We start from the raw sequence: 22,863 nt of genomic DNA on the forward strand, positions 1-22,863 counted from the left end.
TGGGAAGCCCCCCGCGATTCCATGTGACTTTCGTGACAGTCGTGACTTTTGAAGGGGTCCCGAATTGAACGGCGAACCTGAAGCCCGCACCGTCTATCGCTTCGGGGGCGGCGTTTCGGACGGCGGCGCGGGTGACCGCAATCTCCTCGGCGGCAAGGGTGCCAATCTCGCCGAGATGGCGTCGATCGGCCTTCCGGTCCCGCCCGGCTTCACCATCTCGACCGAGATGTGCGCGCGCTATTACGAGGAAGGCGAGAGCTTCCCCGACAGCCTGCGCGCGGAAGTCGCGAACGGCATCGCCCACATCGAGGGCATCACCGGCCGAAGCTTCGGCGACGCCTCCAATCCCTTGCTCGTCTCGGTCCGTTCCGGCGCCCGGGTGTCGATGCCGGGCATGATGGACACCGTCCTCAATCTCGGCCTCAACGACGCGACCGTCGAGGGCCTCGCCGCCGGCTCGGGCGACCCGCGCTTCGCCTGGGACAGCTACCGCCGCTTCATCCAGATGTATTCCGACGTCGTCCTCGGCCTCGATCACGGTTCCTTCGAGGAAGCGCTCGAGATCGCCAAGGAGGACAAGGGCGTCCACCTCGACACCGATCTCGAGGCCGCCGACTGGCAGCGTCTCGTCGCCCGCTACAAGGAACTGGTCGAGGAGGAATGGGGCCGCCCGTTCCCGCAGGACGTCCATGAGCAATTGTGGGGCGCGGTCGGCGCGGTGTTCGGCTCGTGGCAGTCGGAGCGCGCCAAGGTCTATCGCCGACTCCATTCGATCCCCGCCGACTGGGGCACCGCCGTCAACGTCCAGGCGATGGTATTCGGCAATATGGGCGACAGCTCGGCCACCGGGGTCGCCTTCACCCGCGATCCCTCGACCGGCGAGCGCGCTTATTACGGCGAATATCTGATCAACGCCCAGGGCGAGGACGTCGTCGCCGGAATCCGCACTCCGCAATATCTGACCAGGGCCGCCCGCGAACGCGCAGGCGCCAAGGCGCCGTCGATGGAAGAGACCCTGCCCGAGGTCTACGGCCAGCTCGCCGCCGTCTTCGACCGGCTCGAAGCCCATTACCGCGACATGCAGGACATCGAGTTCACGGTGGAGCGCGGCCATCTGTGGATGCTCCAGACTCGCTCGGGCAAGCGCACCGCCAAGGCCGCGCTCAAGATCGCCGTCGACATGGCCCGCGAAGGCGTCATCTCTGAGGAGGAAGCCGTCCTCCGCGTCGATCCGTCCGCGCTCGACCAGCTTCTCCACCCGACCCTCGATCCCGGCGCCGAGCGCAACGTGATCGCCAAGGGCCTGCCCGCGTCTCCGGGCGCCGCCTGCGGCAAGGCGGTGTTCGACTCCGACACCGCCGAGCAGCGCGCCGCCGGTGGCGAGGCGATCATCCTCGTGCGCATCGAGACCTCGCCCGAGGACATCCACGGCATGCACGCCGCCAAGGGTATCCTCACCGCCCGCGGCGGCATGACCAGCCACGCCGCCGTGGTCGCGCGCGGCATGGGCCGGCCGTGCGTCTCCGGCGCCGGCGCGATCGCAATCGACTACAAGAACAAGCTGATGCGCGTCGGCGGAATCGAGATCCGGGAAGGCGACGTCATCACCCTCGACGGCACCACCGGCGAGGTCATGCTCGGTCAGGTGCCGACCATCCAGCCCGAGCTCAGCGGCGATTTCGGCACGCTGATGGAATGGGCCGACGCCGGCCGCCGCCTCATGGTCCGCACCAATGCCGAGACCCCGGCCGACTGCCGCGCCGCGCGCGAGTTCGGCGCGGAAGGCATCGGCCTGTGCCGAACCGAGCATATGTTCTTCGATCCCGAGCGGATCACCAACGTCCGCCAGATGATCCTGGCCTACGACGAAGCCGGCCGCCGCGCCGCGCTCGACAAGCTCCTCCCCGAGCAGCGCAGCGACTTCGCCGAGATCTTCCGGATCATGACCGGGCTCCCCGTGACGATCCGCCTGCTCGACCCGCCGCTCCACGAATTCCTTCCCCATGAGGAAGAGGAGTTCGCCGAGGTCGCCCGCGCCTCGTCGGTCGATGTCGAGACCCTTCGCCGCCGCGCCGGCGAGCTTGCCGAGGCCAATCCGATGCTTGGCCACCGCGGCTGCCGCCTCGGCATCACCTATCCCGAAATCTACGAGATGCAGGCCCGCGCCATCTTCGAGGCCGCGGTCGAGGTGGCTCGGGAAGGAGCGCCGCCGCTCCCCGAAGTGATGGTGCCGCTGGTCGGCACGCGGCCTGAATTGTCGATCATTCGCAACCTCATCGAGCGCACCGCTGATACGGTGTTCGAGGAACAGGGGATGCGCGTCGACTATATGATCGGCACGATGATCGAGCTTCCCCGCGCCGCGCTCCAGGCCGGAGCGATCGCCGAGGACGCCGAATTCTTCAGCTTCGGCACCAACGATCTGACCCAAACCACGCTTGGGGTCAGTCGCGACGACGCCGGTCGCTTTCTCACCCACTATGTCGAGAAGGGCCTCTATGCCCGCGACCCGTTCGTCAGCATCGACGTCGAGGGCGTCGGCGAGCTGATCCGCATCGCCGCCGAGCGTGGCCGGGCCACCCGCTCAAATCTTAAGCTCGGCATCTGCGGCGAACATGGCGGCGACCCGGCCTCCATCGCCTTCTGCGAGGAAGCCGGGCTCGATTATGTCAGCGCGTCGCCCTACCGCGTGCCCATCGCCCGCCTCGCGGCGGCTCAGGCGGCGTTGAGGGCGAAAGACTAGGCGGGGCGCCGCTCGTCGCGGGTCGCGGCGGTCGAGCCGGGGAGGGCGTGCGCCTCCTTCAACTCCTTGCGAAGCTTGACGTTTTCGCGCTCGAGCTCGGTCGCGCGCTTGTTCTCCTCGCGGTAGCGCAGCTTGTGCTTGCGCCCGCCGCCGGCGGCCAGCGCCATGCCGAGCAGCAATGCGAACAGCATCGCCAGCCCGATCACCAGCCATTCGTTGGGCGTGAAGGTGAACCCCATCTGCAACTCCTCCGGTCTGCCTTTTGAAGGCTCAATCGGAGGAGCGCCGACTTTGTTCCGCAGCCGTGACTATTTGGTGAGCATCGAGTCGGAGATCGAACAGGCGGCCGGCCCGAGGATCACGATGAACAGCGTCGGCAGGATGAACAGGATCAGCGGCACGGTCATGATCGCGGGCAGGCGCGCGGCTTTCTCCTCCGCGCGCATCATGCGCTCGTTGCGGAACTCGGCCGACAGCACGCGCAGCGCCGAGGCCAGCGGAGTGCCGTATTTCTCGGTCTGGACCATGGTCGTGACGACGCCGCGGATCGCGTCGAGGTCGATGCGCTGCGCGAGATTCTCGAACGCCATTCGGCGGTCGGTGAGGAAGCCCAGCTCGATCGAGGTCAGAGCGAACTCGTCGCCGAGCTCGGGATAGGCCTTGCCCAGCTCGCGGGCGACCCGGCCGAACGAGGCGTCGACGGTGAGGCCGGCCTCGGCGCAGATGACCAGCAGGTCGAGCGCGTCGGGAAGACCCTTGCGGATCGCATGGCTGCGCTTCTGGATACGGTTCTTCAGCCACAGGTCGGGCGCCTTGTAGGCGAGGATCAGAGTGCCTGCGACGATCCCGTAGCGCCTGAGCGGGGTCCAGTCGGACAGCCAGCCGAAGCCGTAGACCGCGGTGATGATGCCGATTCCGAACACCACCGGAAGCACCAGCCGGGCGAAGATGACGACGAACGCATAGTCCTTGGAACGGACGCCGGCCTGCATCAGCTTCTGCTGCGCCTTCAGCACCTGGTCGGTCTGAAGCACCTTCAGCGACGACAGGATGCCGCGGACCTTGTCCGCCATCTCGTTCTGGTTGGTGATGCTCTTGCGGCGCTTGTTGGTCGACGCGACGATGCCGGCCTTCAATTGCTCGCGGCGCTCGTTGAGCGCCTTCACTCGCTTGGCCATCGGGTCGCGCACCGTCGTCACCGCGTAGATCGCGACGAGCACGGCGAAGGTCGCGACCGCCGACAGCAAGGTCGCGACCAGGATCAGGTCGATGCCGAGGAGGGTGGGGCCGGCGGTGGGCGTGGTCATTGGTCGCGCGGCTCCATCAGATCTCGAAATTGACCATTCTGGCCATGATGAACACGCCGATGCCCATCCACACGAGGCCGCCGAGGCCGGCCATGATCAGCCGCTCGTCGACGAAGAAGTTCGCGAGGTAGCCGGCGTTCATATAGTAGATGAGGCCGAACACGATGAACGGCAGCGAGCCGACGATCCACGCCGAAGCCTTGGCTTCCGACGACATCGCCTTGATCTTGAGCTTCATCTGGGCGCGCTTGCGGAGCACGTCGGCGAGGTTGCCGAGCGTCTCGGCGAGGTTGCCGCCGGTCTCGCGCTGGATGGCGAGGCTGATCACGAAGAACTGGAACTCCGGCGTCTTGAGGCGGTCGGCGGTGTCCTGGAGGGCGGCCTCCATGGTCTTGCCGATGCGCATCTTGTCGGCGACTTCCTTGAACTCGAGGCCGACCGGCCCCTGGATCTCCTGGCCGACGACGGCGACCGTCTCGGAGATCGGCAGGCCCGAGCGAAGGCCGCGGACCATCAGCTCGATCGCGTCGGGGAAGCGCTGGGTGAACTGGGTGCCGCGCTTCTTGACGAGCTTGCCGACGATGAAGTGGGGGAGGCCGGCGCCGAGCAGCAGGCCGACGAACAAAGCGAGCAGCGCCGGAGCGCCGCGGAAGAACAAGGCTGCGAACGTCACCACGGCCAAACCGGCGGACGCACCGACATATTGCGGGAGGGTCCAGCCCTTGCCGGTCTGCTCGAGCCGCTTGCGCAGCAGCTCCGGATTGGGGATGAGCGAGGAGGCGAGACCTTCGGCGCGGGTGGACTGCGACCGGTTGGCCATGATCTTCTTGAGCTGCGCCTGGGTCGCGACGTCGGACGAGCGGCTGTGCCGCTCGCGCACGCTCTCCAGCCGCCGGCCCTGCGACTTGGTCGCCGACGGCCCGGAGAACAGGCTGGCCAGGACCAGCAGCAGCCCGATCGCGCCGCCACCGATCATCAGCATGGTCGTATCCGGCATCTCAACTCCCACGCGTGCGCCTGGCGCCCGCTTGCAAACGGCTTGGGCGCATCACGCCCGTTTGGCTCACGACTTGGCCAGAGCGACCTTCTGCGTGTCTTTCTTGGCGAGCGACTGAAGGCCGAACTTGCCGAGCTTGCCGAGCAGCGAGGTCGGCTGGCTTTCCGCCGCCTCACCGCCTTCGTCCTCGGCCTGCTCGAGCGTGAGCTTGAGCAGCTGGTTCATCGCCTGGGCGAGGCGCGAGCTCTTCGCGATCTTGACCATCGGCTGACCGAGCTTGGCGGCCTGCGCGGCCGGCTTCGGATCGTAAGGCAGGACCACGTCGACCTTGCGCTCGATCGACAGCTCGAAATCCTTGCGACTGACTTCCTGGACGTTCGACACGATCCGGTTGGCGGCGACGATCACCCGGGCCTGCGGCGCGTTCGCCTTGAGCCACGACAGAATGCGGATCGTGTCGCGGGTGGCGGCGAGGGTGAACTCGACGACCAGCACGACGACCTGCACGTCGGTGAGCAGGTGCGGGAACTGCACCATGACGTTGCGCGGGAAGTCGATCACCGTGCCTTCGAAGGCGTGGCGGATCTCTTCCTGAAGCTGAAAATAGGCCGACCCGTCGGTGAGCATCGGCTGGTTGATCGGCGCCTCGGCCGACAGCACGCACAGCCGGTCGTTGGCGCGGACCATGGCGCGTTCGATGAACAGGCCGTCGATGCGGCCCGGATTCTCGATCGCGTCGGTGAGGCCGCGGCCAGGCTCGAGGTCGAGGCTGAGCGCGCCGGTGCCGAAATGGACGTCGAGGTCGAGCAAAGCCGTCGAGCGGCTCGCCTTGTCGCCCATCAGCCAGGCGAGCGAGGTCGCGATGGTCGACGCGCCGACACCGCCGCGGGCGCCGACGACGGCGGCCATGACGTTTGGCTTGTCGGTCGCGACGTCTGCCGTGCGCGGACCGGAAATGGTCATCTGGGCATTGGCGAAGGCGTCGCGCAGATGGTCCGGCGTGAACGGCTTGAGGAGATACTCCTGGATGCCGCTGGCGATGAGGTCGCGGTAGAGGCGGACGTCGTTGACCTGGCCGGCGGCGATCACCACCGTGCCCGGCTCGCACACCTCGGCAAGGGCGTTGATGTCGTTGAGCGGATCGCCCGATTCCGACATGTCGACGAACAGGATGGTCGGGCTCGCCGAGACCGAGAGGGTCTGGATGGCGTTGCGGAGGCCACCCTTGTTGACCTTTTCGGGCGACCAGCCGTGCTCGACCGCGATCGGGCGCAGCTGCTCGGCCGTTTCGTCGTCGCAGACGAAGGCGGCGAAGGGGTCGCGAAGCGCCGCTGCGCGGCTACCGGAGAAAGGCGCGTTCATCTTAGTTGCTTCCTCCCGAAGAAGAGCTGGTCGACGTCGCCGGCAGCGGCTGGGTGCCGGTCGGCTGACGCTCGCGATAGACGCGGACCGCGCGGGCGGCGGTGCTGCCGCTGCCGTCCACACTTCCCTGACGGCCGCGGACGAGGTCGTTGGGGTCGGCGACCATCGCGGCGAGGTTCGAGTTCACCGCGCAGCCGTAATTGGCCGAGGTGTTGGTCGACGGCGCGAGGCTCGGATCGTTCCAGTTCGGGCAGTTCGGCACCGACGCCGTGGCGCGGCTGGCGATCACCCGGACGGTACCAGGCGCGACATTGCCGTTGGTGATCGGCGCGCCCGGCTGCATCAGCATGCCATATTCGCCGAGAACGCGACCGACGTCGGCGCGGGCGCCGGGCGACGGATAGTCACGCGGCTCCTCGACGAAGATCTGGTCGCCGTAGCGAAGCTCGATGCCCTCGAACCAGCCGATTAGGCGCGAGCGCTCGGAGGCGGACAGGCCGTCCCCGGACGCGTCGAGGTCGAGCACGAAATTGGTGTGCTGAACGACCGGCTGATGGACTGAGTAAAGGCTCGGATTGTTGGCTGCGGTCAGCGGCCCGCGCGAGTTGCTCGTGCAGGCGCCGAGGCCGAGGGCGAGGACGCCGATGGCGGTGAGGCTGGTCAGACGGCGCATCGTCAATCCTCTCATGATCAGAAGTCGAAGCCCGGCCGAGCGCCGCTGTCGGCGCGGGCGGGGGCTGAGTTGGCGGCGGTCTGGACCGGTGCGGAAGCGGCAGCCGGCGCGGGCAGCGGCGCGGCCTGGCCGGTCACGATTCCGGGGCGGACGGTCTGCGCCGGGCCTGCGGCCGGCATCGGACGAGCCTCGCCGCTGCGGCCGGCATGGCCCTGGCCGAGGAGCACGTTCTCGACGTCGCCCGACGAGCGGTAGCCGTCGGTCGGCAGAGCGATCCGGTTCGCAGAGACCGGCTGGACCAGGTAGGGCGTGACGACGATCACAAGTTCCGTCTCGGCGCGGCGGAAGCCGTTCGAGCGGAACAGGGCGCCGATGATCGGCAGGCTGCCGAGGAACGGCGTCCGGTTGATCGTGCTGTTGCTGACGTTGCGCAGCAGGCCGCTGATCATCATGCTCTGGCCCGAGCCGAGCTCGACGGTCGTCTCGGTGCGGCGGGTGGTCAGTGCCGGCACCTGGAAGCCGTTGATGCGGACCGAGCCTTCGTTGGAAAGCTCAGACACTTCAGGACGAACGCGCATCGAGATGCGGCCGTTGTCGAGGACGATCGGCGAGAAGGCGAGGCCGACGCCATATTGCTTATATTCGACGGTGACCGCGCCGAGCGACTGCGAGATCGGGATCGGGAACTCGCCGCCGGCGAGGAAGCTGGCGGTCTCGCCCGACAGCGCCGTCAGGGTCGGCTCGGCGAGGATGTTCACGAGGCCGTTCGACTCATTGAGGTCGAGCGAGCCCATCAGGTCGACGCCGAAAAGGCGGCCGGCCGCGCCGAGCAAGGTCCCGGCGGCAGCCGGAAACGCGAAATTGGTGCCGACCTGCGCCGGATTGCCGGTCACCGGGTTGATGAGCGTGTCGCTGACGATCGGCTCGATCGTACCCTGGGCGCCGCGGCCGATGCCGAACAGGAAGCCGCCGCTCTGGTCGCGGCTGGTGATGTTGGCGTTGATGTCGCGGACGAGCGAGCGGCTGACCTCGGCGATGCGGACCTGCAGCATGACCTGCTGCGGGGTCGCGGTGCGCAGGCGGCTGAGCACCTGGGTGCCTTCGCCGACGAACGCCTGGACGAGGCGCTGGGCCTCCTCGGCGTCTTCCGGCGCGGAGACGGTGCCGGTGAGCAGCACCATGCCGCTCATCGGGGTCGCGCGAATCTCCGCCTCGGGCATGGCGAGATCGAGCATCTCGTCGACCGAGGCGAGGTTCTGGCCGACCCGCACCGAGGCCGAGTAGATCACCCGGCCGCTGCGGTCGGTGGCATAGACGGTGGTCTGGCCGGCGGCCTTGCCGAAGATATAGATCGAGGTGTTGGAGCGGACCTGGACGTCGGCGACAGCGTCGTTGGCGACGAACAGGTCGGCCATGACGCCGTTGAGTTGGACCAGGCGGCCGGCGCCGACCGACAGGGTCACGTCCTCGGCCGGGGCCACGGTCGGCTGCGCGGCGACCTGCGTCGCCGGGGCGGCGAGGGTCACCGCCAGGGCGGCGGCAACCGACAGGCCGAGGCGGCGCGAAACTTTCACTTTCAGCATCTTAGCGGCCTCCGACCGGAACCAGGGTCACGTTGTTACCGCGCGCGACACGGACGGTCGGGCCGATCGGCACGGAAGGATCAGACTGCGGCCCGCGCGACGGCTGGTAGACCGTCGCCGGCGCCGTGGGGCGCGGCGCCGGGCGCGTCGGCGCGGTGCGGCGCTGGAAGCGCGAGACGTCGGCGCCGACCGTGAAGGTCGAATGGACGTCCACCGGCTGGCCGGCGATGGCGATCAGCATGCGACGCTCGGCATTGGGATCGCCATTCTCGGGGACCTGCACCTCGCCGGAGGCGATGGCGCGCTCCAGCTCGGCGCCGTTGTCGGCGAGGCTCCGCAGCGACAGCGACAGTTGCCCGATCGTCTGGGCGACCGCGATCTTCTCGGCGATGCGCGGCGTGGCCTCGAGGGTCACGGTGGCGATCGGAGCGGCGACCTGGTTGCCCTGCTCGTCGCGGGCGTTGATGCGCTGGTCGGTGGCGAGCACGCGGATGTTGCGGATGATCGTCTCGGACACGCGCAGCGGATTCTGGCTGCCGTCCTCGGGACGGACTTCGTGGGTCAGGACGAGGTCGACGCGGTCGCCCGGGAAGACGAAGCCGGCGACGCCGCTGGTGGCGGACACGCCCACGGTGATGGCGCGCATGCCCGGTCCGAGCGCGGCGGCGAGGAAGCCGCGGTCGCCCGGACGAACGACGCTGTCTTGGGTGAGCGGCTGGCCGGCCGTGATCTCGGTGCGCACGACGGTGCCGATCAGGTCCTGCGGGTTGGCGGAACCCTGGCCGCGGATGAAATAGGCCGGCTGGACGAGACCTTCCGGCCACATCTGATAGCGCAGCGCCTCGGCATCGATGATGGTGCCGACCGGAAGCGTCTTGGTCGCGACCAGGACTTCAGGGCCGCGGGGCGCCTGCACCTGGGCCGAAGCCTCGGGCGCGGAAGCGCCGATGAACATGTTCCTCGCGAGGAGGGCTGTGACAGCGGCGATGGCAAGCGCCCCTACCAGCAAAATGATCTTGCGAACGTCCACGCGAAAGGCCTCCCCAAGGGCAGCTCGAAACCAGCGCTACCAATCACCCAAAGTGGTTAAGGAACCGTTGGCCAATCAGCCAAATTCCAGCGAATGCGATGGCAACACCATAAGGAACCTCGACCGCGCCGCTGAGCTTGCGGATGCGGTGCGAGGCGACGGTGGCGAGCGTCAGGACGCCGCCGGCGAAAGACATGATGACGACGAGGAGCAGAACCGCGCCGGGCGGCAGCCACAGGACCAGGGCGGTCAGCAGCTTGACGTCGCCGCCGCCCATCCAGCCCATCGCGAACGCACCGGCGAACAGGCCGAAGACCAACAGGGCGACGCCGAGCTGGATCGCCATATCGGGCCAGATCGCCAGCCCGGTGTTCCACCAGAAGGCCGGAGCGAGCAGGGCCACCGGGATCACGATCCAGTGCGGAATCTCGCGTTTCCTGAGGTCGCACACCGCCGCCGCGACCAGCAAGGCCGCGAGCGCCGCGAGCAAAATCCAGGAAATCCCCTCCGTCATGGAAAAGAGTCACTAGACGCTGTTGCTTAGGAAACCGTAACCGGACGGGGATGGGAACCACGGTGATGGATCGGCGCGCTTATCCGGCCGGTCTCAAGCAATGGAATTGGCGGGCGCCGGACGGCTGGCTCCACCGGCGGGTGGACTGGCCGCAGCCGCACGGCGTCGCGCCGCGCGGAAGCCTGCTGTTCGCCGCCGGCCGCGGGGACTTCGTCGAGAAATATCTCGAGGCGCTGGGCGATTGGCACGCGCGCGGCTGGTCGGTGTCGTCGTTCGACTGGCGCGGGCAGGGGCGCTCCAAGGGCAGCAATGCCGCCGGCCATTTCGACAGCTTCGATGTCCTCGTCGAGGATCTTGGCCACCTGATCGACGACTGGACGGCCTCGACTCCCGCGCCCCATGTCGTGGTCGCCCACTCGATGGGGGGGCACATGCTGCTTCGCCTGCTCATCGCACGGCGGCCGCAGATCGAGGCCGCGGTGCTGGTCGCCCCGATGATCGTCGTGAATAGCGGCGCATTTCCGGAATGGGCGGCGGCGGGGCTTGCCGCCGCGGCGACGATGACGGGCTTCGGGCGCTGGCCGATCTGGGGCGTGCAGCTCTCACGCGCGCCCGCGGGATCGGTAAGGCAGCGGATCCTCACCGGCTGCGCCGACCGTTACGAGGACGAGCTCTATTGGTGGGACCGCGAGCCCGACGCGTCGCCGGCGCCGCCGAGCTTCGGCTGGCTCAATGCCGCCTACCATTCGGCGCGGGCCTTCACCGCCGAGGCGCTGGCCAAGGTCGACCTGCCGGTGCTGGTGCTCGGCGCCGACCAGGACCAGCTGGTCAGCCCGGCGGCGATCCGCCGGGTCGCGGGACTGCTGCCGAACGGCGAGCTCGCCATGTTCGACGATTGCGCCCACGAGATCCTGCGCGAGCGCGACCATGTCCGCGCCGAGGCGCTCGCCCGCATCGACGCCTTCCTCGACGCGCGAGTGCGATGAGCACGGCCTTCGACGTCGCCATCGTCGGCGCCGGCATGGCGGGCGCGAGCCTCGCCGCCGAGGTCGCGCCGCATGCGCGCGTGCTGCTGCTCGAGGCGGAGGACCATCCTGGCTATCATTCGACCGGGCGATCGGCCGCTTTCTGGTCGGAGACTTATGGCGGCCCCGGTATCCAGCCGCTCACCACCGCGTCGCGCGAATTCCTCGCCAATCCGCCGGAGCATGTCTCCGACCGCTCGTTCCTCAGCCATCGTGGCTGCCTCCACATCGCCGACGCCTCGGGCGAGGTGGCGCTCGACCGCCTGCTCGCCGATTTCGACGGGTCCGACGTCGTGCTCGAGCCGCGCGACCGAGCCGAGCTGGAGGCGGCGCTGCCGCAGGTCCGGCCGGGCTGGGACCGCGGAGTCTACGAGCCGAGCTGCGCCGACATCGACGTCGCCGGCCTCCATGCCGCCTATCTGCGCGTGGCGCGAAGGGCCGGCGCCGAGCTGGTCACCGACGCTCGGGTCGAGCGGGCGGAGCGGGCAGCGGGGCAGTGGCGCCTCGAGACCCGCGCCGGCACCTTCGCCGCGGCCGTGCTGGTCGACGCGGCCGGCGCCTGGGCCGACGAGGTCGCCGCGCTGGCCGGCGAGCGGCCGCTCGGGATCCAGCCCTATCGCCGCACCCTGCTGCAAGTGGAGGTGGATCCGCCCGCGCCGGGGGACCTGCCGTTGGTCGTCGATGCGGCGGAGCGCTTCTACTTCAAGCCCGAGGCGGGCGGGCGGCTGTGGCTCAGCCCGCATGACGAGACCGCCTGCGATCCGTGCGACTGCGCGCCCGAGGAGCTGGACGTGGCCCGCGCGATCGCCGGCCTCGAGCTCGCCACCGACTGGCGGGTGGTGCGCGTCGAGCGGCGCTGGGCGGGGCTGCGCAGCTTCGCTCCCGACCGCCTGCCGGTCTACGGCTTCTCCGACAGCGGCCGAGGCTTCTTCTGGTGCGCCGGCCAGGGCGGCTTCGGAATCCAGACCGCGCCCGCCGCCGCGCGGCTCGCGGCCGGCCTCTTGCTCGGCCGCGCCGACATGTCGGCGCCGGATATCGAGCCGAGCCGATATCGTCCCGACCGGTTCGCGTCCTGACATGAACAAGCGATCGATCGGCGCTGCCTTTTTCCTGCTGCTTATCGCGGCCACGTTCGCCGTCACCTTCGCGACGCCCGCCGAGACCCTGCTGACGGTTGAAGGGCTGCAGCGGGCCTGCGCCGATCTCAACGCGGCGGTCCAGGAAAGGTGGGCGCTATGGGCGGCCTTGTTCTTCATCACCTGCGTGGTGGCGACCAGTGTGTCCTTCCCAATAGGCCCGGTGATCGGCATCTCGGCGGGCGCCCTGTTCGGCTTCTGGCCGGGACTGCTGCTGGCGTGGGGCGGAGCGGCGGTCGGCTCGACGATGGCCTTTCTCGGATCCCGCCACTTCTTCCGAGAGGTGGTGGAAGCGAAGCTCGGCCCGCGCTTCGAACGCATCGAGCGCGCGTTCGAGGAGCAGGGCGCGGTCTATCTGCTGACCCTGCGCCTCAACCCGTTCGTTCCTTACTGGCTGGTCAACCTGTCAATGGGGCTGACCCACATGCGGCTGTCCACCTACGTCCCGCTGACGATGATCGGCCTGATGCCGGCATTCGTCATCTACGCCCATGCCGGGACTCAGCTTGCGACCCTCCAGTCGCTGTCGAGCATCATGTCGCCGGCGGTGATCGCGGCGCTCCTGCTACTCAGCTTCTTTCCGATCCTGGCGAAGCTGTACCGGGACCGGCGGGTGGAACGGATGCGCCGCCAAGCCGGCTGATCAGCGGCCCCGGAACTGCTCGGCGGCGGCGCAGGCGAGCTCGTCGGCGCGCTCATTCTCCGGGTGGCCGGCATGGCCCTTCACCCATTCCCAGCTGATCTTGTGCGGCGCCGCGGCGGCGAGCAGCTCGCGCCACAGATCCTCGTTCTTGACCGGCTTCCTGCCGGCCGTCCGCCAGCCGTTGCGCTGCCAGCCATGGACCCACTTGGTGATTCCGTCGCGGACATAGATGCTGTCGGTGCTGAGCACCACCTCGCAGGGGCGGGTGAGCGCCTCGAGCGCGCGGACCGCGGCGGTCAGCTCCATGCGGTTGTTGGTGGTCAGCGCCTCGCCGCCGGACAATTCCTTCTCGTGCGGGCCGAAGCGGATCACGGCGCCCCAGCCGCCCGGGCCGGGATTGCCCTTGCACGCGCCGTCCGTGAAGATCTCGACCTTCGACAAGGGGATGGATCAGGCGGCCAGGCCGGCGGGAAGCTTGAACACCATGCGCTCGGTGACGCCTTCGGTCTGCTCCTCAGTCACGTCAAAATGCTCGGCGAGACGGTCGACCATCTCGCGCACCAGAAGCTCGGGCGCCGACGCGCCGGCGGTGAGGCCGAGCGTGCGCACGCCCTCTAGCCAGCCGAAATCGAGGTCGGCGGCGCGCGCCACGAGCCGCGCGCGCGCCCCGGAGCGCTCGGCGACCTCGACGAGGCGCAGCGAGTTGGAGCTGTTGCCGGCGCCGATCACGATCACCGCGTCGCATTGTCCGGCGATCGCCTTGACCGCCGCCTGGCGGTTGGACGTCGCGTAGCAGATGTCCTCGCTGCGCGGCGCCTGGATCAGCGGAAAGCGGCGCTTGAGAACGCCGAGGATCTCGGCGGTGTCGTCGACCGACAAAGTGGTCTGGGTGAGGAAGGCGAGCCGCTCGGGATCGGCGGGCGCCACTGCCTCGGCATCCGCGGCGGTCTCGATCAGGGTCATGCTGCCCTGCGGGACCTGGCCGAACGACCCGATCACCTCGGGGTGGCCGGCATGGCCGACGAACAGGATGTGCTTGCCCTGCTCGACGAGCCGCTCGGCCTGGCGGTGGACCTTGGAGACGAGGGGGCAGGTCGCGTCGACATAGGTGAGGCCGCGCTCCTCCGCCTTGGCCGGCACCGCCTTGGGCACGCCATGGGCGGAGAACACCACCGGCACGTCGTCCGGAACCTCGTCCAGCTCGGTGACGAACACCGCGCCCTTCGCCTTCAGGCTGTCGACGACGAACTTGTTGTGGACGATCTCGTGGCGGACATAGACCGGCGCTCCCCACCGTTCGAGAGCGAGCTCGACGATTCGGATGGCGCGGTCGACGCCGGCGCAGAATCCGCGAGGCGCGGCGATGAGCAGGTGGAGAGGGGGCTTCGTGTCGGTCATTGGCTGGGCTGATATGGGCCCTATTCGATTGCTTGCCACCTTGCCAGCCGCTTCCTATGGTCCGCCGGCCCGTTCGGCCCCCGCCGACGTCATGCCCGCTTGCACTGCCTGAGGAAGTTTCACCTGTGTCCAGATTGCTAATCGCCGCCACGGCCGTTCTTCCCCTCGTCCTGACCGGCTGCGCGAGGAGCGGCGACATCTTCGAAGGCGGAATCCTCACCACCTATTCGCCCTGTCCGCCGGCCGCCATTCCGGCGCCCGCCGGCGACATCACCCTGTTCAATCCCGCCGACAGCCGCGACTCCACCGCGATCGACGTGGTCGCGACCATTTCCAACGTGCGCGCCTCCTGCAACGCGCAGGGCGATCGCCTGGTGACCAACGCCAGCTTCGAGGTGTTCGCCCAGCGGCGCGACAATCGCGGCGCCCGCGACGTCGTCCTGCCCTATTTCGCCACGGTGGTGCAGGGCGGCCAGAATGTCGTCGCCAAGCGCACCGGCAACGTTCTGCTCCGCTTCGCCGATGGCCAGTACCGCGCCAGCGCCGCGGCGACCGCTCAGTCGTCGGTGTCGGCCGCGGCCGCGACCCTGCCGGCGAACATCCAGCAGCAGATCACCCGCCGCCGCCGCGCCGGCGATCCGAACGCCGCGCTCGACCCGATGTCGGACCCAGCCGTGCGCGCCGCCGTCGAGCAGGCGCGCTACGAGCTGCTCGTCGGCTTCGAGCTGACCGCCGACCAGCTACGCTACAACGCCACGCGCTAGGCGTTGACAGGGCCGGCGGCTGCGCCCAGAGCAGCCGCGTCCTCGGCGGCCTGGCCGCTGCTGGACGCGCGGGAGAGACCCGCTGTCGCCTTTCGGGGCTATGGCGGGCGCCGAAGGAGCAACCGCCCCGGAATCTCTCAGGCAAAGGGACCGCGCGGACAGTCGGGACGCTCTGGAAAGCGCTCGCGAAAGCGGGCCACCGAAGGGGTAACCCGCCGTCGCCAAGGCGAAGGCGGGGAAAGCTCTCAGGTCCCGGTGACAGAGGGGGTATCGAACCGGCCGCGACTGTCCTAGGCAGCCGGCCCGATGCCTGAAGCCGTCACGGAGATCCTGGTGTGAGCGAAACCGACCTCAAGCTTCCCCTCGACGCATGGCACCGCGCCCAGGGCGCGCGCATGGTCTCCTTCGCCCGCTACGAGATGCCCATCCAATATGAGGGCATCATCGCCGAGCATCGCTGGACGCGCGAATCGGCCGGTCTGTTCGACGTCAGCCACATGGGCCAGCTGGTCATCGCCGGCCGCGACGCCGAATGGGGCCTCGAGGCCCTGCTCCCCGCCGACCTCGCCATCCTCAAGGACGGCCGCCTGCGCTACTCGCTGCTGCTGCGCGAGGATGCCGGGATCATCGACGATCTGATGGTCACGCGGCGCGGCGACCATTTCTACATGGTGGTCAACGGCGCCACCAAGCATGGCGACATCGATCATATGCGCACGACTCTGCCCAGCGGGGTGGTGCTCGACCATATGACCCAGCAGGCGCTGCTCGCGCTCCAAGGACCGAAAGCCGTGGACGTCATGGCGCGGGTCGCGCCGGGCGCCGAGGAACTGACCTTCATGACCGGCGGCGGCTTCGACATTGGCGGCGTGCGCGCCTGGATCAGCCGCTCGGGCTATACCGGCGAGGACGGCTTCGAGATATCCGTCGAGGCCCGCAACGTCGGGGATGTCGCCGCACTCCTCGTCGCGCAGCCCGAAGTGAAGCCGATCGGCCTCGGCGCGCGCGATTCGCTGCGGCTCGAGGCCGGGCTCCCGCTTTATGGCCACGATCTCGACGAGACGACGACTCCGGTCGAGGCCGACCTTACCTTCGCCCTGTCCAAGCGCCGGCGCGAAAGCGGCGGATTTCCCGGCGTCCAGCGTATCCTCACCGAGCTCGACAAGGGTCCGATCCGCAAGCGCGTCGGCCTGTTCGTCGAGGGGCGCCAGCCGGTCCGCGAAGGCGCGCTCGTCGTCGACGCGGAAGGCTCCGAGGTCGGCAAGGTGACGAGCGGCGGCTTCTCGCCGACGCTCGAGCGGCCGATCGCCATGGCCTATGTCCCCGCCGCCGCCGCCGTTCCGGGCACGGAAATCCTGGTCGAGCAGCGCGGCAAGATCTTCAAGGCCGAAGTGGCTCAGATGCCCTTCGTCCCCCATCGCTACCATCGCAAGGGAGCCTCGGCATGAGCGTCTATTTCACCAAGGATCATGAGTGGGTGCGCGTCGACGGCGACACCGGCACCGTCGGAATCACCGATTATGCCCAGGGCCAGCTCGGCGACATCGTCTTCGTCGAAGTGCCCGAGGCGGGCCGCCAGGTCGACAAGGGCGGCGACTCCGCGGTGGTCGAGTCGGTGAAGGCCGCGTCGGACATCTACGCGCCGGTCGGCGGTGAAGTGATCGAGGGCAATGCCGCGCTCGCCGACGAGCCGAGCCTGGTCAACACCGACCCCGAGGGCGAGGGCTGGTTCTTCAAGATGCGCATCGCCGATCCGTCCGAGCTCGACGGCCTGATGGACGCGGACGCCTACCGCGCCTTCCTCGCCGACCAGTAAGCCAAGGGCGCCGCGGGAGCCGAACCGATGGTCAACGCCGCATCACGCTGGTCCGCCGCCGACTACGCGCAGAATGCCGGTTTCGTGCCGGCGCTGGGCGCCGCGGCCTTGGCCCTGCTCGATCCCAAGCCGGGCGAGTTCGTGATCGACATTGGCTGCGGGGACGGGGTGCTCACCGAGCGGATCGCCCGAGCCGGCGCGAAGGCAATCGGCCTCGACGCCTCCGCCGACATGGTCGAGGCGGCGCGGGCGAGGGGCATCGACGCCTTCGTCGCCGATTGCCAGACGCTCGACCTCGACCGTCAGGTCGAACGGTTCGGCCAGTTCGACGCGGCCTTCTCCAACGCGGCGCTGCACTGGATGCTCGATCCTTCGGCGGTGGCGCGCGGCGTGTTCAACCTGCTCCGCGCCGGCGGGCGCTTCGTCGGCGAGATGGGCGGGGAGGGCAATCTCGCCATCCTGCGCCGCGGCCTTCGCGACGAGCTCGCCGGGCGCGGCTATTCGCTGCCGGCGGAAGACCCGCAATGGTATGCGAGCCCCGCGGACTTCGAGGCGATCTATCGCGCCGCGGGCTTCACCGGAATCCAGACCGATCTGGTCGCCAGGTCGACACCGCTCCCCGCTGGCATCCGCGGCTGGATCAAGACCTTCCGCTCGGGCCTGCTCGACGTTGTCGGCGTCCCCGAGGACCAGCGCGAGGCGATCGCCGCCGCCGTCGAGCACCGCTTGGCGCCGGAGCTGCGCCAGCCGGACGGCAGCCTCCACGCCGACTATGTCCGCCTCCGCTTCAGGATGCACAAACCCCAAGCAGCGAGCTGAACCCGCATGCGTTATCTTCCCCTCTCACAGACCGACCGCGAGCAGATGCTCGGCGTCATCGGCGCCGGGTCGGTCGACGATCTATTCGTCGACGTGCCCGCAGCGGCGCGGCTCGACGGCGCGATCGCCGATCTGCCGAACCACGCCTCCGAGCTGTCGGTCGAGCGCCAGCTCGGCGCGATGGCGCGCAAGAACCTGGTCGCGGGCGAGGTGCCCTTCTTCCTCGGCGCGGGCGCCTACCGTCACCATGTCCCGGCAAGCGTCGATCACATCATCCAGCGCGGCGAGTTCCTGACCAGCTACACGCCCTACCAGCCGGAGATCGCCCAGGGCACGCTCCAGGTCCTGTTCGAGTTTCAGACCCAGGTCGCGCGCCTGTTCGGCTGCGACGTCGCCAACGCGTCGATGTATGACGGCTCGACCGCCTGCTGGGAGGCGATCACCATGGCGCGGCGCGTGACCAAGCGCGCCAAGGCGATCCTGTCGGGCGGGCTCCATCCGCACTATGTCTCGGTCGCGAACACGATGGCGAAGTTCACCGGCGACGTGCTCGACACGCGCGTGCCGGAGCTGAGTGCCGAGACTGACACGCAGAACCTGATCGAGGCGATCGACGACGATACGTCCTGCGTCGTCGTCCAATATCCCGACATCCTCGGCCGCATCGACGACCTCAGCGCGCTCGCCGAGGCGTGCCACGCCAGGAAGGCGCTGCTGGTCGCCGTCGTCACCGAGCCGGTTGCGCTCGGCGCGATCCGCTCGCCGGGCGAGATGGGCGCCGACATCGTCGTCGGCGAGGGCCAGTCGATCGGCGTCGGCCTTCAGTTCGGCGGGCCCTATGTCGGCTTGTTCGCCTGCTCGGAGAAGCTGGTCCGCCAGATGCCGGGCCGCCTCACCGGCCAGACGGTTGACGCGGAAGGCAAGCGCGGCTTCGTTCTCACCCTGTCGACCCGCGAGCAGCATATCCGCCGCGAGAAGGCGACGTCGAACATCTGCACCAGCTCGGTGCTGTGTGCGCTCGCCTGGACCGCGCACATGACGTTGCTCGGAGAGAAGGGCCTTCGCCAGCTTGCCGCGCTCAACCACGCCAAGGCGGTCGCCGCGGCCGAGCGGCTCGCCAAGGTGCCCGGCGTAAGCGTCATCAACGACAGCTTCTTCAACGAATTCACCCTTCGCCTGCCCAAGGAAGCGCGCCCCGCCGTGCGCGCGATGGCCGAAAGGGGCGTGCTTGGCGGGGTGTCGCTCGGCCGGCTCTATCCGGACGCCGCCGGGCTTCAGAACGGACTGGTTGTGGCGGTGACCGAGACGGTGACCGACGAGGATGTTGAAGCGCTCAGCGTAGCGCTCGAGGAGGTGCTGGCGTGACCATCAACCAGAGCGGCTGGCGCCCGACTGCGCCCGAGGCCGGCGAGACCAAGGCGAGCACCTTTACCGGCAACCGCGCGCTGATGCTCGAAGAGGCGTTGCTGTTCGAGATCGGCGACACCGACACGACCGGCGTCGATTTCGCCGCGATTCCCGCGGGCGCCTCGCGCCTCGGCGGTCTCGACCGCAACCGGACGATCGGTCTTGCGGGCCTGTCCGAGCCGGAGGCGGTGCGTCACTACACGCGCCTCAGCCGGCAGAATTACGCGATCGACCTCGGCCTGTTCCCGCTCGGCTCGTGCACGATGAAGCACAATCCGAGGCTCAACGAGAAAGTCGCGCGGATGTCGGGCTTCGCCGACATCCACCCGCTCCAGCCGCTCGACACGGTGCAGGGCGCGCTCGAGCTCATCCACGTGCTCGGCAAGTGGCTGGTCAAGCTGACCGGCATGCATTCGGTGGCGATGAGCCCCAAGGCCGGCGCCCATGGCGAGCTGTGCGGCCTGCTCGCGATCCGCTCGGCGCTGGAAGCGCGCGGCGACAAGCGCGAGGTCATCCTCGTTCCGGAAAGCGCCCACGGCACCAATCCTGCGACGGCGGCATTCGCCGGCTACCGGGTCGAGGACATCCCGGCGACGAGCCGCGGCCGCGTCGACCTCGAGGCGCTGAAGACGCGGCTCGGGCCGGACGTCGCCGGCGTGATGATCACCAACCCTAACACCTGCGGCCTGTTCGAGCCGGACATGATCGCGATCAGCGAGGCGGTCCATGAAGCCGGCGGCTTCGTCTACTGCGACGGCGCCAATTTCAACGCGATCGTCGGCCGGGTCCGTCCGGGCGACCTCGGCATCGACGCGATGCACATCAACCTCCACAAGACCTTCTCCACCCCGCACGGCGGCGGCGGCCCGGGCTCCGGACCGGTGGTCTTCTCGGAGGCGCTGACCCCGTTCGCTCCGCTGCCTTTCGTCGAGAAGCAGGGGGACCATTATGCCCTGGTCGAGGAGGAGACGGCCGAGGAGCATCATGGCCGCAGCTTCGGCCGAATGGTCGCCTTCCACGGCCAGATGGGGATGTTCACGCGGGCGCTGAGCTACATCCTCAGCCACGGCGCAGATGGACTTCGCCAAGTTGCCGAGGACGCGGTGCTCAACGCCAACTACATCCTCAGGAGCCTCGACGGCGTGCTCGACGCGCCGTTCGGCGGCAGCGGCCCGTGCATGCACGAGGCGCTGTTCAGCGACAAAGGCTTCGGCGAGGGCCTGACCACGCTCGATCTGGCGAAAGCGCTGATCGACGAGGGCTTCCACCCGATGACCATGTACTTCCCGCTGGTCGTCCACGGCGCGATGCTGGTGGAACCGACCGAGACCGAGTCCAAGGCGGCACTCGACCAGTTCATCGGCGCCCTGCGCTCGGTGGCCGAGCGGGCCAAGGCCGGCGACCAGAGCCTCAAGGCGGCGCCGATCCACGCGCCGCGCCGCCGTCTCGACGAGACGTTGGCGGCGCGCAAGCCGGTGCTGGTGTGGAAGGATCCGGAGCCGGCCCAAGCGGCGGAGTGATGGCGGAACCGCCGCAGCCTTTCGTGTTCGAGCCCGGCGCGGGCCCGCAGCGGCGCGTGGCGCCACATGTGGCGCGCAACGCCGTGCCGATAACCGAGGTGCTGCGCGGCGTGCTTCCGCCGGCCGGGCTGGTGCTTGAGGTGGCGAGCGGAACGGGAGAGCACGCGCTCCACTTCGCCCGCGCCTTTCCGGCGCTGACCTTCCAGCCGACCGATCCCGATCCGCTGGCGCTGTCGTCGATCGCGGCGTGGCGCAGCGAGGCTCCGGACAATCTGCTGCCGCCGCTGATGCTGGACGCGGCCGGCGAGGACTGGCCGCTCGACCGCGCCGATGCGCTGCTGTGCATCAACATGGTCCATATCAGCCCGTGGGCGGCGACTTTGGGCCTGCTGCAGGGCGCGTCGCGTGTCCTGTCGGCCGGAGCGCCTCTGGTCCTCTACGGCGCCTACCGCCGCACCGGCGTCCCGACCGCGCCGAGCAACGAGGCGTTCGACGAGTCCCTCAGGGCCCGCAATCCCGAATGGGGCCTGCGCCTGCTCGAGGATGTCGTGGCGGAAGCGGGGGCCGTCGGCTTCTCACTTGAGAGCGTCGTCGACATGCCGGCCAACAACGTCACCGTCATTCTCCGGCGCGGCTGATCGGCGCACCGGCCGCGGCGTTCCGTCGCCGAGGTCCGCGCCGGCCAGCCAGAGCAGAAGGAGCGGCCAGAAGAGCCCGAGCGCCCAGCCGCCGATCACGTCGCTCGGCCAGGCGAGGCCGTTGACGAGCTCAAGCGCCCCGACGGCGAGCGCGAGCGACACGGCGAGGCCCGCCCAGATCGGCCGCCACGGCCGGTGCCGGGTGAGCAGGAAGGCGAGCCCGAGCCAGGTCGCGGCGGCGCTGGCCACCGCGCTATTGGGGAACAGCGAGGTCTGCGTCTGCGCCATCCGTTCGGCCGGCAGCGGGCGGAGCGACGCGGTCAGGCTGCCTAGATATTCGGCCAGCACCAGCGCGCCGGTGGTGATCGCGATCAGGAGCAGGGCGCCCCGCCATTGCCGCCGCACGGCGAGGAAGGCGGCGCCTGCTCCGCCCATCGCCGCGAGGACGAGGGGGCCGGTCACCTGCTCGGCGATCGCCCCGGCCGCGGCGAGGTCCGGACGGTCCTCGGCGTGGAGCAGCACGAACAGGCCCCGGTCGAACTCGGTGCCGCCGAACAGCAGCATGACCAAGAAGGAAAGCAGCAGCCCGGCAAGGACGATGGGCACCGCGGGCTCAGTTGCCGATCCGCGCGGCCTGCCAGCCCTCGCCGGCCATGGCCGCGCCGTCGACCCTGCCGACGAAGCGTCGCGATCCGCCGCCGAGGTCGGCCGCAAAGGCGATCTGCGGCCCGCGTAGCTGCACGTCGCGTAGCGGCGTCGAGCGGCCGTTCGCCTCGATCGTGCCGGACACCTGCTGGAATTGCTGGCGCAGCGTCAGCCTGGCCTCGCCCTCGCCGGTGCGCAGCTGCCAGCGTCCCTCGACCCGGGCCGGGACGATCCACAGGAAGATGTTGCTGTTCTGGACGTTGCGGCGCGCGTCCGGCTGCCAGTCGCCCATGTCGAACGTGTTGCTGACCACCCGCGCGCCCGGCCGCATCTCGCCGAGAATGCGCGGCCGAAGCTGCATGTTGATTTCGGGCAGCAGGTAGAGCGTCAGCACCGTCGCGTCGCCGAGCGGAGTCACGAACAGGTCCTGCTGGCGGAACGTCACTCGGTCGCCGACTCCGGCGCGCAGCGCGTTGGCGGTCGATTCGCGGATCCGCGCCGGGTCGAGATCGACTCCGAGGCCGCGGGCGCCCTTGTCGCGCGCCGCGATGATCGGGATTCGGCCGTCGCCGGAGCCGAGGTCGACGACGACGTCATCGGCAGTGGTGCCGGCAAGGTCGAGCATCGCGCGGACGATGTCATATTCGGTCGAGACGAACGGCACATCGAGGTCGGGCCGCTGCCCGGCGAGCGTCGCCGGGTCATATTCGGGCACCGCCTGCGGCTCGGGCGGGCGGCTGCGCTGGTAGATCCAGTAACCGGCCAGGCCGAGCAGCGCGACCAGCGCGCCGGTCAGTACGGCCCGCATGAAGGAACGTTTGAACATGATAAGGCTGACTCTCC

General features: G+C 69.1%; 23 protein-coding genes and 1 riboswitch. Of the genes, 11 read left to right on the plus strand and 12 right to left on the minus strand.

Annotated elements, in window-relative coordinates; genetic code table 11:
* The first annotated feature begins 64 nt into the window (after nt 1–64).
* Entirely contained in the window at nt 65–2,743 is a 2,679-nt protein-coding gene (gene ppdK, locus G7B71_RS00515; RefSeq protein WP_166036748.1) for a pyruvate, phosphate dikinase, read from the plus strand.
* On the opposite strand, the gene G7B71_RS00520 is transcribed toward ppdK, so the two are convergent.
* The 8 genes from G7B71_RS00520 to G7B71_RS00555 all read right to left on the minus strand — a co-directional run bounded on the left by G7B71_RS00520 (nt 2,740) and on the right by G7B71_RS00555 (nt 10,209).
* Complete coding sequence (locus tag G7B71_RS00520) at nt 2,740–2,982, minus strand: hypothetical protein (RefSeq protein WP_166036750.1); 243 nt, start codon at nt 2,980–2,982, stop codon at nt 2,740–2,742. The two genes, ppdK and G7B71_RS00520, sit on opposite strands and share 4 nt — an antisense overlap.
* Before the next feature lie 69 nt (nt 2,983–3,051).
* Nucleotides 3,052–4,050 (minus strand): type II secretion system F family protein, encoded by a 999-nt coding sequence (locus tag G7B71_RS00525; protein ID WP_166036752.1) that lies wholly within the window; start codon nt 4,048–4,050, stop codon nt 3,052–3,054.
* 16 nt (nt 4,051–4,066) lie between these two features.
* On the minus strand, nt 4,067–5,047 hold the full coding sequence (locus G7B71_RS00530) for a type II secretion system F family protein (RefSeq protein WP_166036754.1): 981 nt from the start codon (nt 5,045–5,047) through the stop codon (nt 4,067–4,069).
* Between the two features lie 66 nt (nt 5,048–5,113).
* Entirely contained in the window at nt 5,114–6,409 is a 1,296-nt protein-coding gene (locus G7B71_RS00535; RefSeq protein WP_166036756.1) for a pilus assembly protein CpaE, read from the minus strand.
* Nucleotide 6,410: 1 nt separating this feature from the next.
* Nucleotides 6,411–7,082 carry a CpaD family pilus assembly protein gene (locus G7B71_RS00540; protein ID WP_166036758.1) on the minus strand — a complete coding sequence of 224 codons (672 nt, stop codon included), beginning with the start codon at nt 7,080–7,082 and terminating at the stop codon, nt 6,411–6,413.
* Between the two features lie 17 nt (nt 7,083–7,099).
* A complete protein-coding gene (locus G7B71_RS00545) occupies nt 7,100–8,665 on the minus strand; it encodes a type II and III secretion system protein family protein (RefSeq protein ID WP_166036761.1) in 1,566 nt (521 codons plus the stop codon).
* A gap of 1 nt (nt 8,666) precedes the next feature.
* Nucleotides 8,667–9,695 carry a Flp pilus assembly protein CpaB gene (gene cpaB / locus G7B71_RS00550; protein WP_166036763.1) on the minus strand — a complete coding sequence of 343 codons (1,029 nt, stop codon included), beginning with the start codon at nt 9,693–9,695 and terminating at the stop codon, nt 8,667–8,669.
* Between the two features lie 43 nt (nt 9,696–9,738).
* Nucleotides 9,739–10,209 carry a prepilin peptidase gene (locus G7B71_RS00555; RefSeq protein WP_166036765.1) on the minus strand — a complete coding sequence of 157 codons (471 nt, stop codon included), beginning with the start codon at nt 10,207–10,209 and terminating at the stop codon, nt 9,739–9,741.
* Nucleotides 10,210–10,274: 65 nt separating this feature from the next.
* Between G7B71_RS00555 and G7B71_RS00560 the strand changes: the two genes are divergently transcribed.
* The 3 genes from G7B71_RS00560 to G7B71_RS00570 are packed head-to-tail and all read left to right on the plus strand — an operon-like array spanning nt 10,275 to nt 13,013.
* Nucleotides 10,275–11,195: an alpha/beta hydrolase gene (locus tag G7B71_RS00560; RefSeq protein ID WP_243406029.1), complete on the plus strand. Its 921-nt coding sequence runs from the start codon at nt 10,275–10,277 to the stop codon at nt 11,193–11,195.
* Nucleotides 11,192–12,310: an FAD-binding oxidoreductase gene (locus G7B71_RS00565; protein ID WP_166036768.1), complete on the plus strand. Its 1,119-nt coding sequence runs from the start codon at nt 11,192–11,194 to the stop codon at nt 12,308–12,310. Before G7B71_RS00560 ends, G7B71_RS00565 begins: the two co-directional genes overlap by 4 nt.
* Before the next feature lies 1 nt (nt 12,311).
* Nucleotides 12,312–13,013, plus strand: coding sequence for a VTT domain-containing protein (locus G7B71_RS00570; protein WP_166036770.1), 702 nt, complete (start codon nt 12,312–12,314; stop codon nt 13,011–13,013).
* Here G7B71_RS00570 and rnhA read toward each other — a convergent pair whose 3' ends face one another.
* The gene (gene rnhA / locus G7B71_RS00575) at nt 13,014–13,454 is read right to left on the minus strand and encodes a ribonuclease HI (protein WP_166036772.1); all 441 of its coding nucleotides are present in this window, start codon (nt 13,452–13,454) and stop codon (nt 13,014–13,016) included.
* Nucleotides 13,455–13,463: 9 nt separating this feature from the next.
* Nucleotides 13,464–14,411 (minus strand): 4-hydroxy-3-methylbut-2-enyl diphosphate reductase, encoded by a 948-nt coding sequence (gene ispH / locus G7B71_RS00580; protein ID WP_166036774.1) that lies wholly within the window; start codon nt 14,409–14,411, stop codon nt 13,464–13,466.
* 125 nt (nt 14,412–14,536) lie between these two features.
* Between ispH and G7B71_RS00585 the strand changes: the two genes are divergently transcribed.
* The 7 genes from G7B71_RS00585 (at nt 14,537) to G7B71_RS00615 (ending at nt 21,375) form a co-directional block, all read left to right on the plus strand.
* Nucleotides 14,537–15,175 carry a hypothetical protein gene (locus G7B71_RS00585; protein WP_166036776.1) on the plus strand — a complete coding sequence of 213 codons (639 nt, stop codon included), beginning with the start codon at nt 14,537–14,539 and terminating at the stop codon, nt 15,173–15,175.
* A gap of 59 nt (nt 15,176–15,234) precedes the next feature.
* Nucleotides 15,235–15,338, plus strand: a riboswitch (glycine riboswitch).
* A gap of 172 nt (nt 15,339–15,510) precedes the next feature.
* Nucleotides 15,511–16,623: a glycine cleavage system aminomethyltransferase GcvT gene (gcvT, locus tag G7B71_RS00590; protein ID WP_279338385.1), complete on the plus strand. Its 1,113-nt coding sequence runs from the start codon at nt 15,511–15,513 to the stop codon at nt 16,621–16,623.
* Complete coding sequence (gene gcvH / locus G7B71_RS00595) at nt 16,620–16,991, plus strand: glycine cleavage system protein GcvH (protein ID WP_166036778.1); 372 nt, start codon at nt 16,620–16,622, stop codon at nt 16,989–16,991. Before gcvT ends, gcvH begins: the two co-directional genes overlap by 4 nt.
* Nucleotides 16,992–17,018: 27 nt before the next feature.
* Nucleotides 17,019–17,810, plus strand: coding sequence for a class I SAM-dependent methyltransferase (locus G7B71_RS00600; protein WP_166036781.1), 792 nt, complete (start codon nt 17,019–17,021; stop codon nt 17,808–17,810).
* A 6-nt stretch (nt 17,811–17,816) separates the two neighbouring features.
* Nucleotides 17,817–19,175, plus strand: coding sequence for an aminomethyl-transferring glycine dehydrogenase subunit GcvPA (gene gcvPA, locus G7B71_RS00605; protein ID WP_166036783.1), 1,359 nt, complete (start codon nt 17,817–17,819; stop codon nt 19,173–19,175).
* Nucleotides 19,172–20,737: an aminomethyl-transferring glycine dehydrogenase subunit GcvPB gene (gene gcvPB, locus G7B71_RS00610; RefSeq protein WP_166036785.1), complete on the plus strand. Its 1,566-nt coding sequence runs from the start codon at nt 19,172–19,174 to the stop codon at nt 20,735–20,737. The genes gcvPA and gcvPB overlap by 4 nt, the downstream gene beginning before the upstream one ends.
* Entirely contained in the window at nt 20,737–21,375 is a 639-nt protein-coding gene (locus G7B71_RS00615) for a DUF938 domain-containing protein (RefSeq protein WP_166036787.1), read from the plus strand. The genes gcvPB and G7B71_RS00615 overlap by 1 nt, the downstream gene beginning before the upstream one ends.
* Here the strand turns inward: G7B71_RS00615 and G7B71_RS00620 are convergent.
* Both G7B71_RS00620 and G7B71_RS00625 read right to left on the minus strand, forming a co-directional pair.
* Complete coding sequence (locus tag G7B71_RS00620; protein WP_166036789.1) at nt 21,313–21,981, minus strand: phosphatase PAP2 family protein; 669 nt, start codon at nt 21,979–21,981, stop codon at nt 21,313–21,315. The two genes, G7B71_RS00615 and G7B71_RS00620, sit on opposite strands and share 63 nt — an antisense overlap.
* Nucleotides 21,982–21,988: 7 nt before the next feature.
* On the minus strand, nt 21,989–22,846 hold the full coding sequence (locus G7B71_RS00625) for a class I SAM-dependent methyltransferase (RefSeq protein WP_207774678.1): 858 nt from the start codon (nt 22,844–22,846) through the stop codon (nt 21,989–21,991).
* Nucleotides 22,847–22,863: the final 17 nt, after the last annotated feature.

The organism is Sphingosinicella sp. YJ22 (assembly GCF_011320075.1).
Classification (GTDB): Bacteria; Pseudomonadota; Alphaproteobacteria; order Sphingomonadales; family Sphingomonadaceae; genus Allosphingosinicella.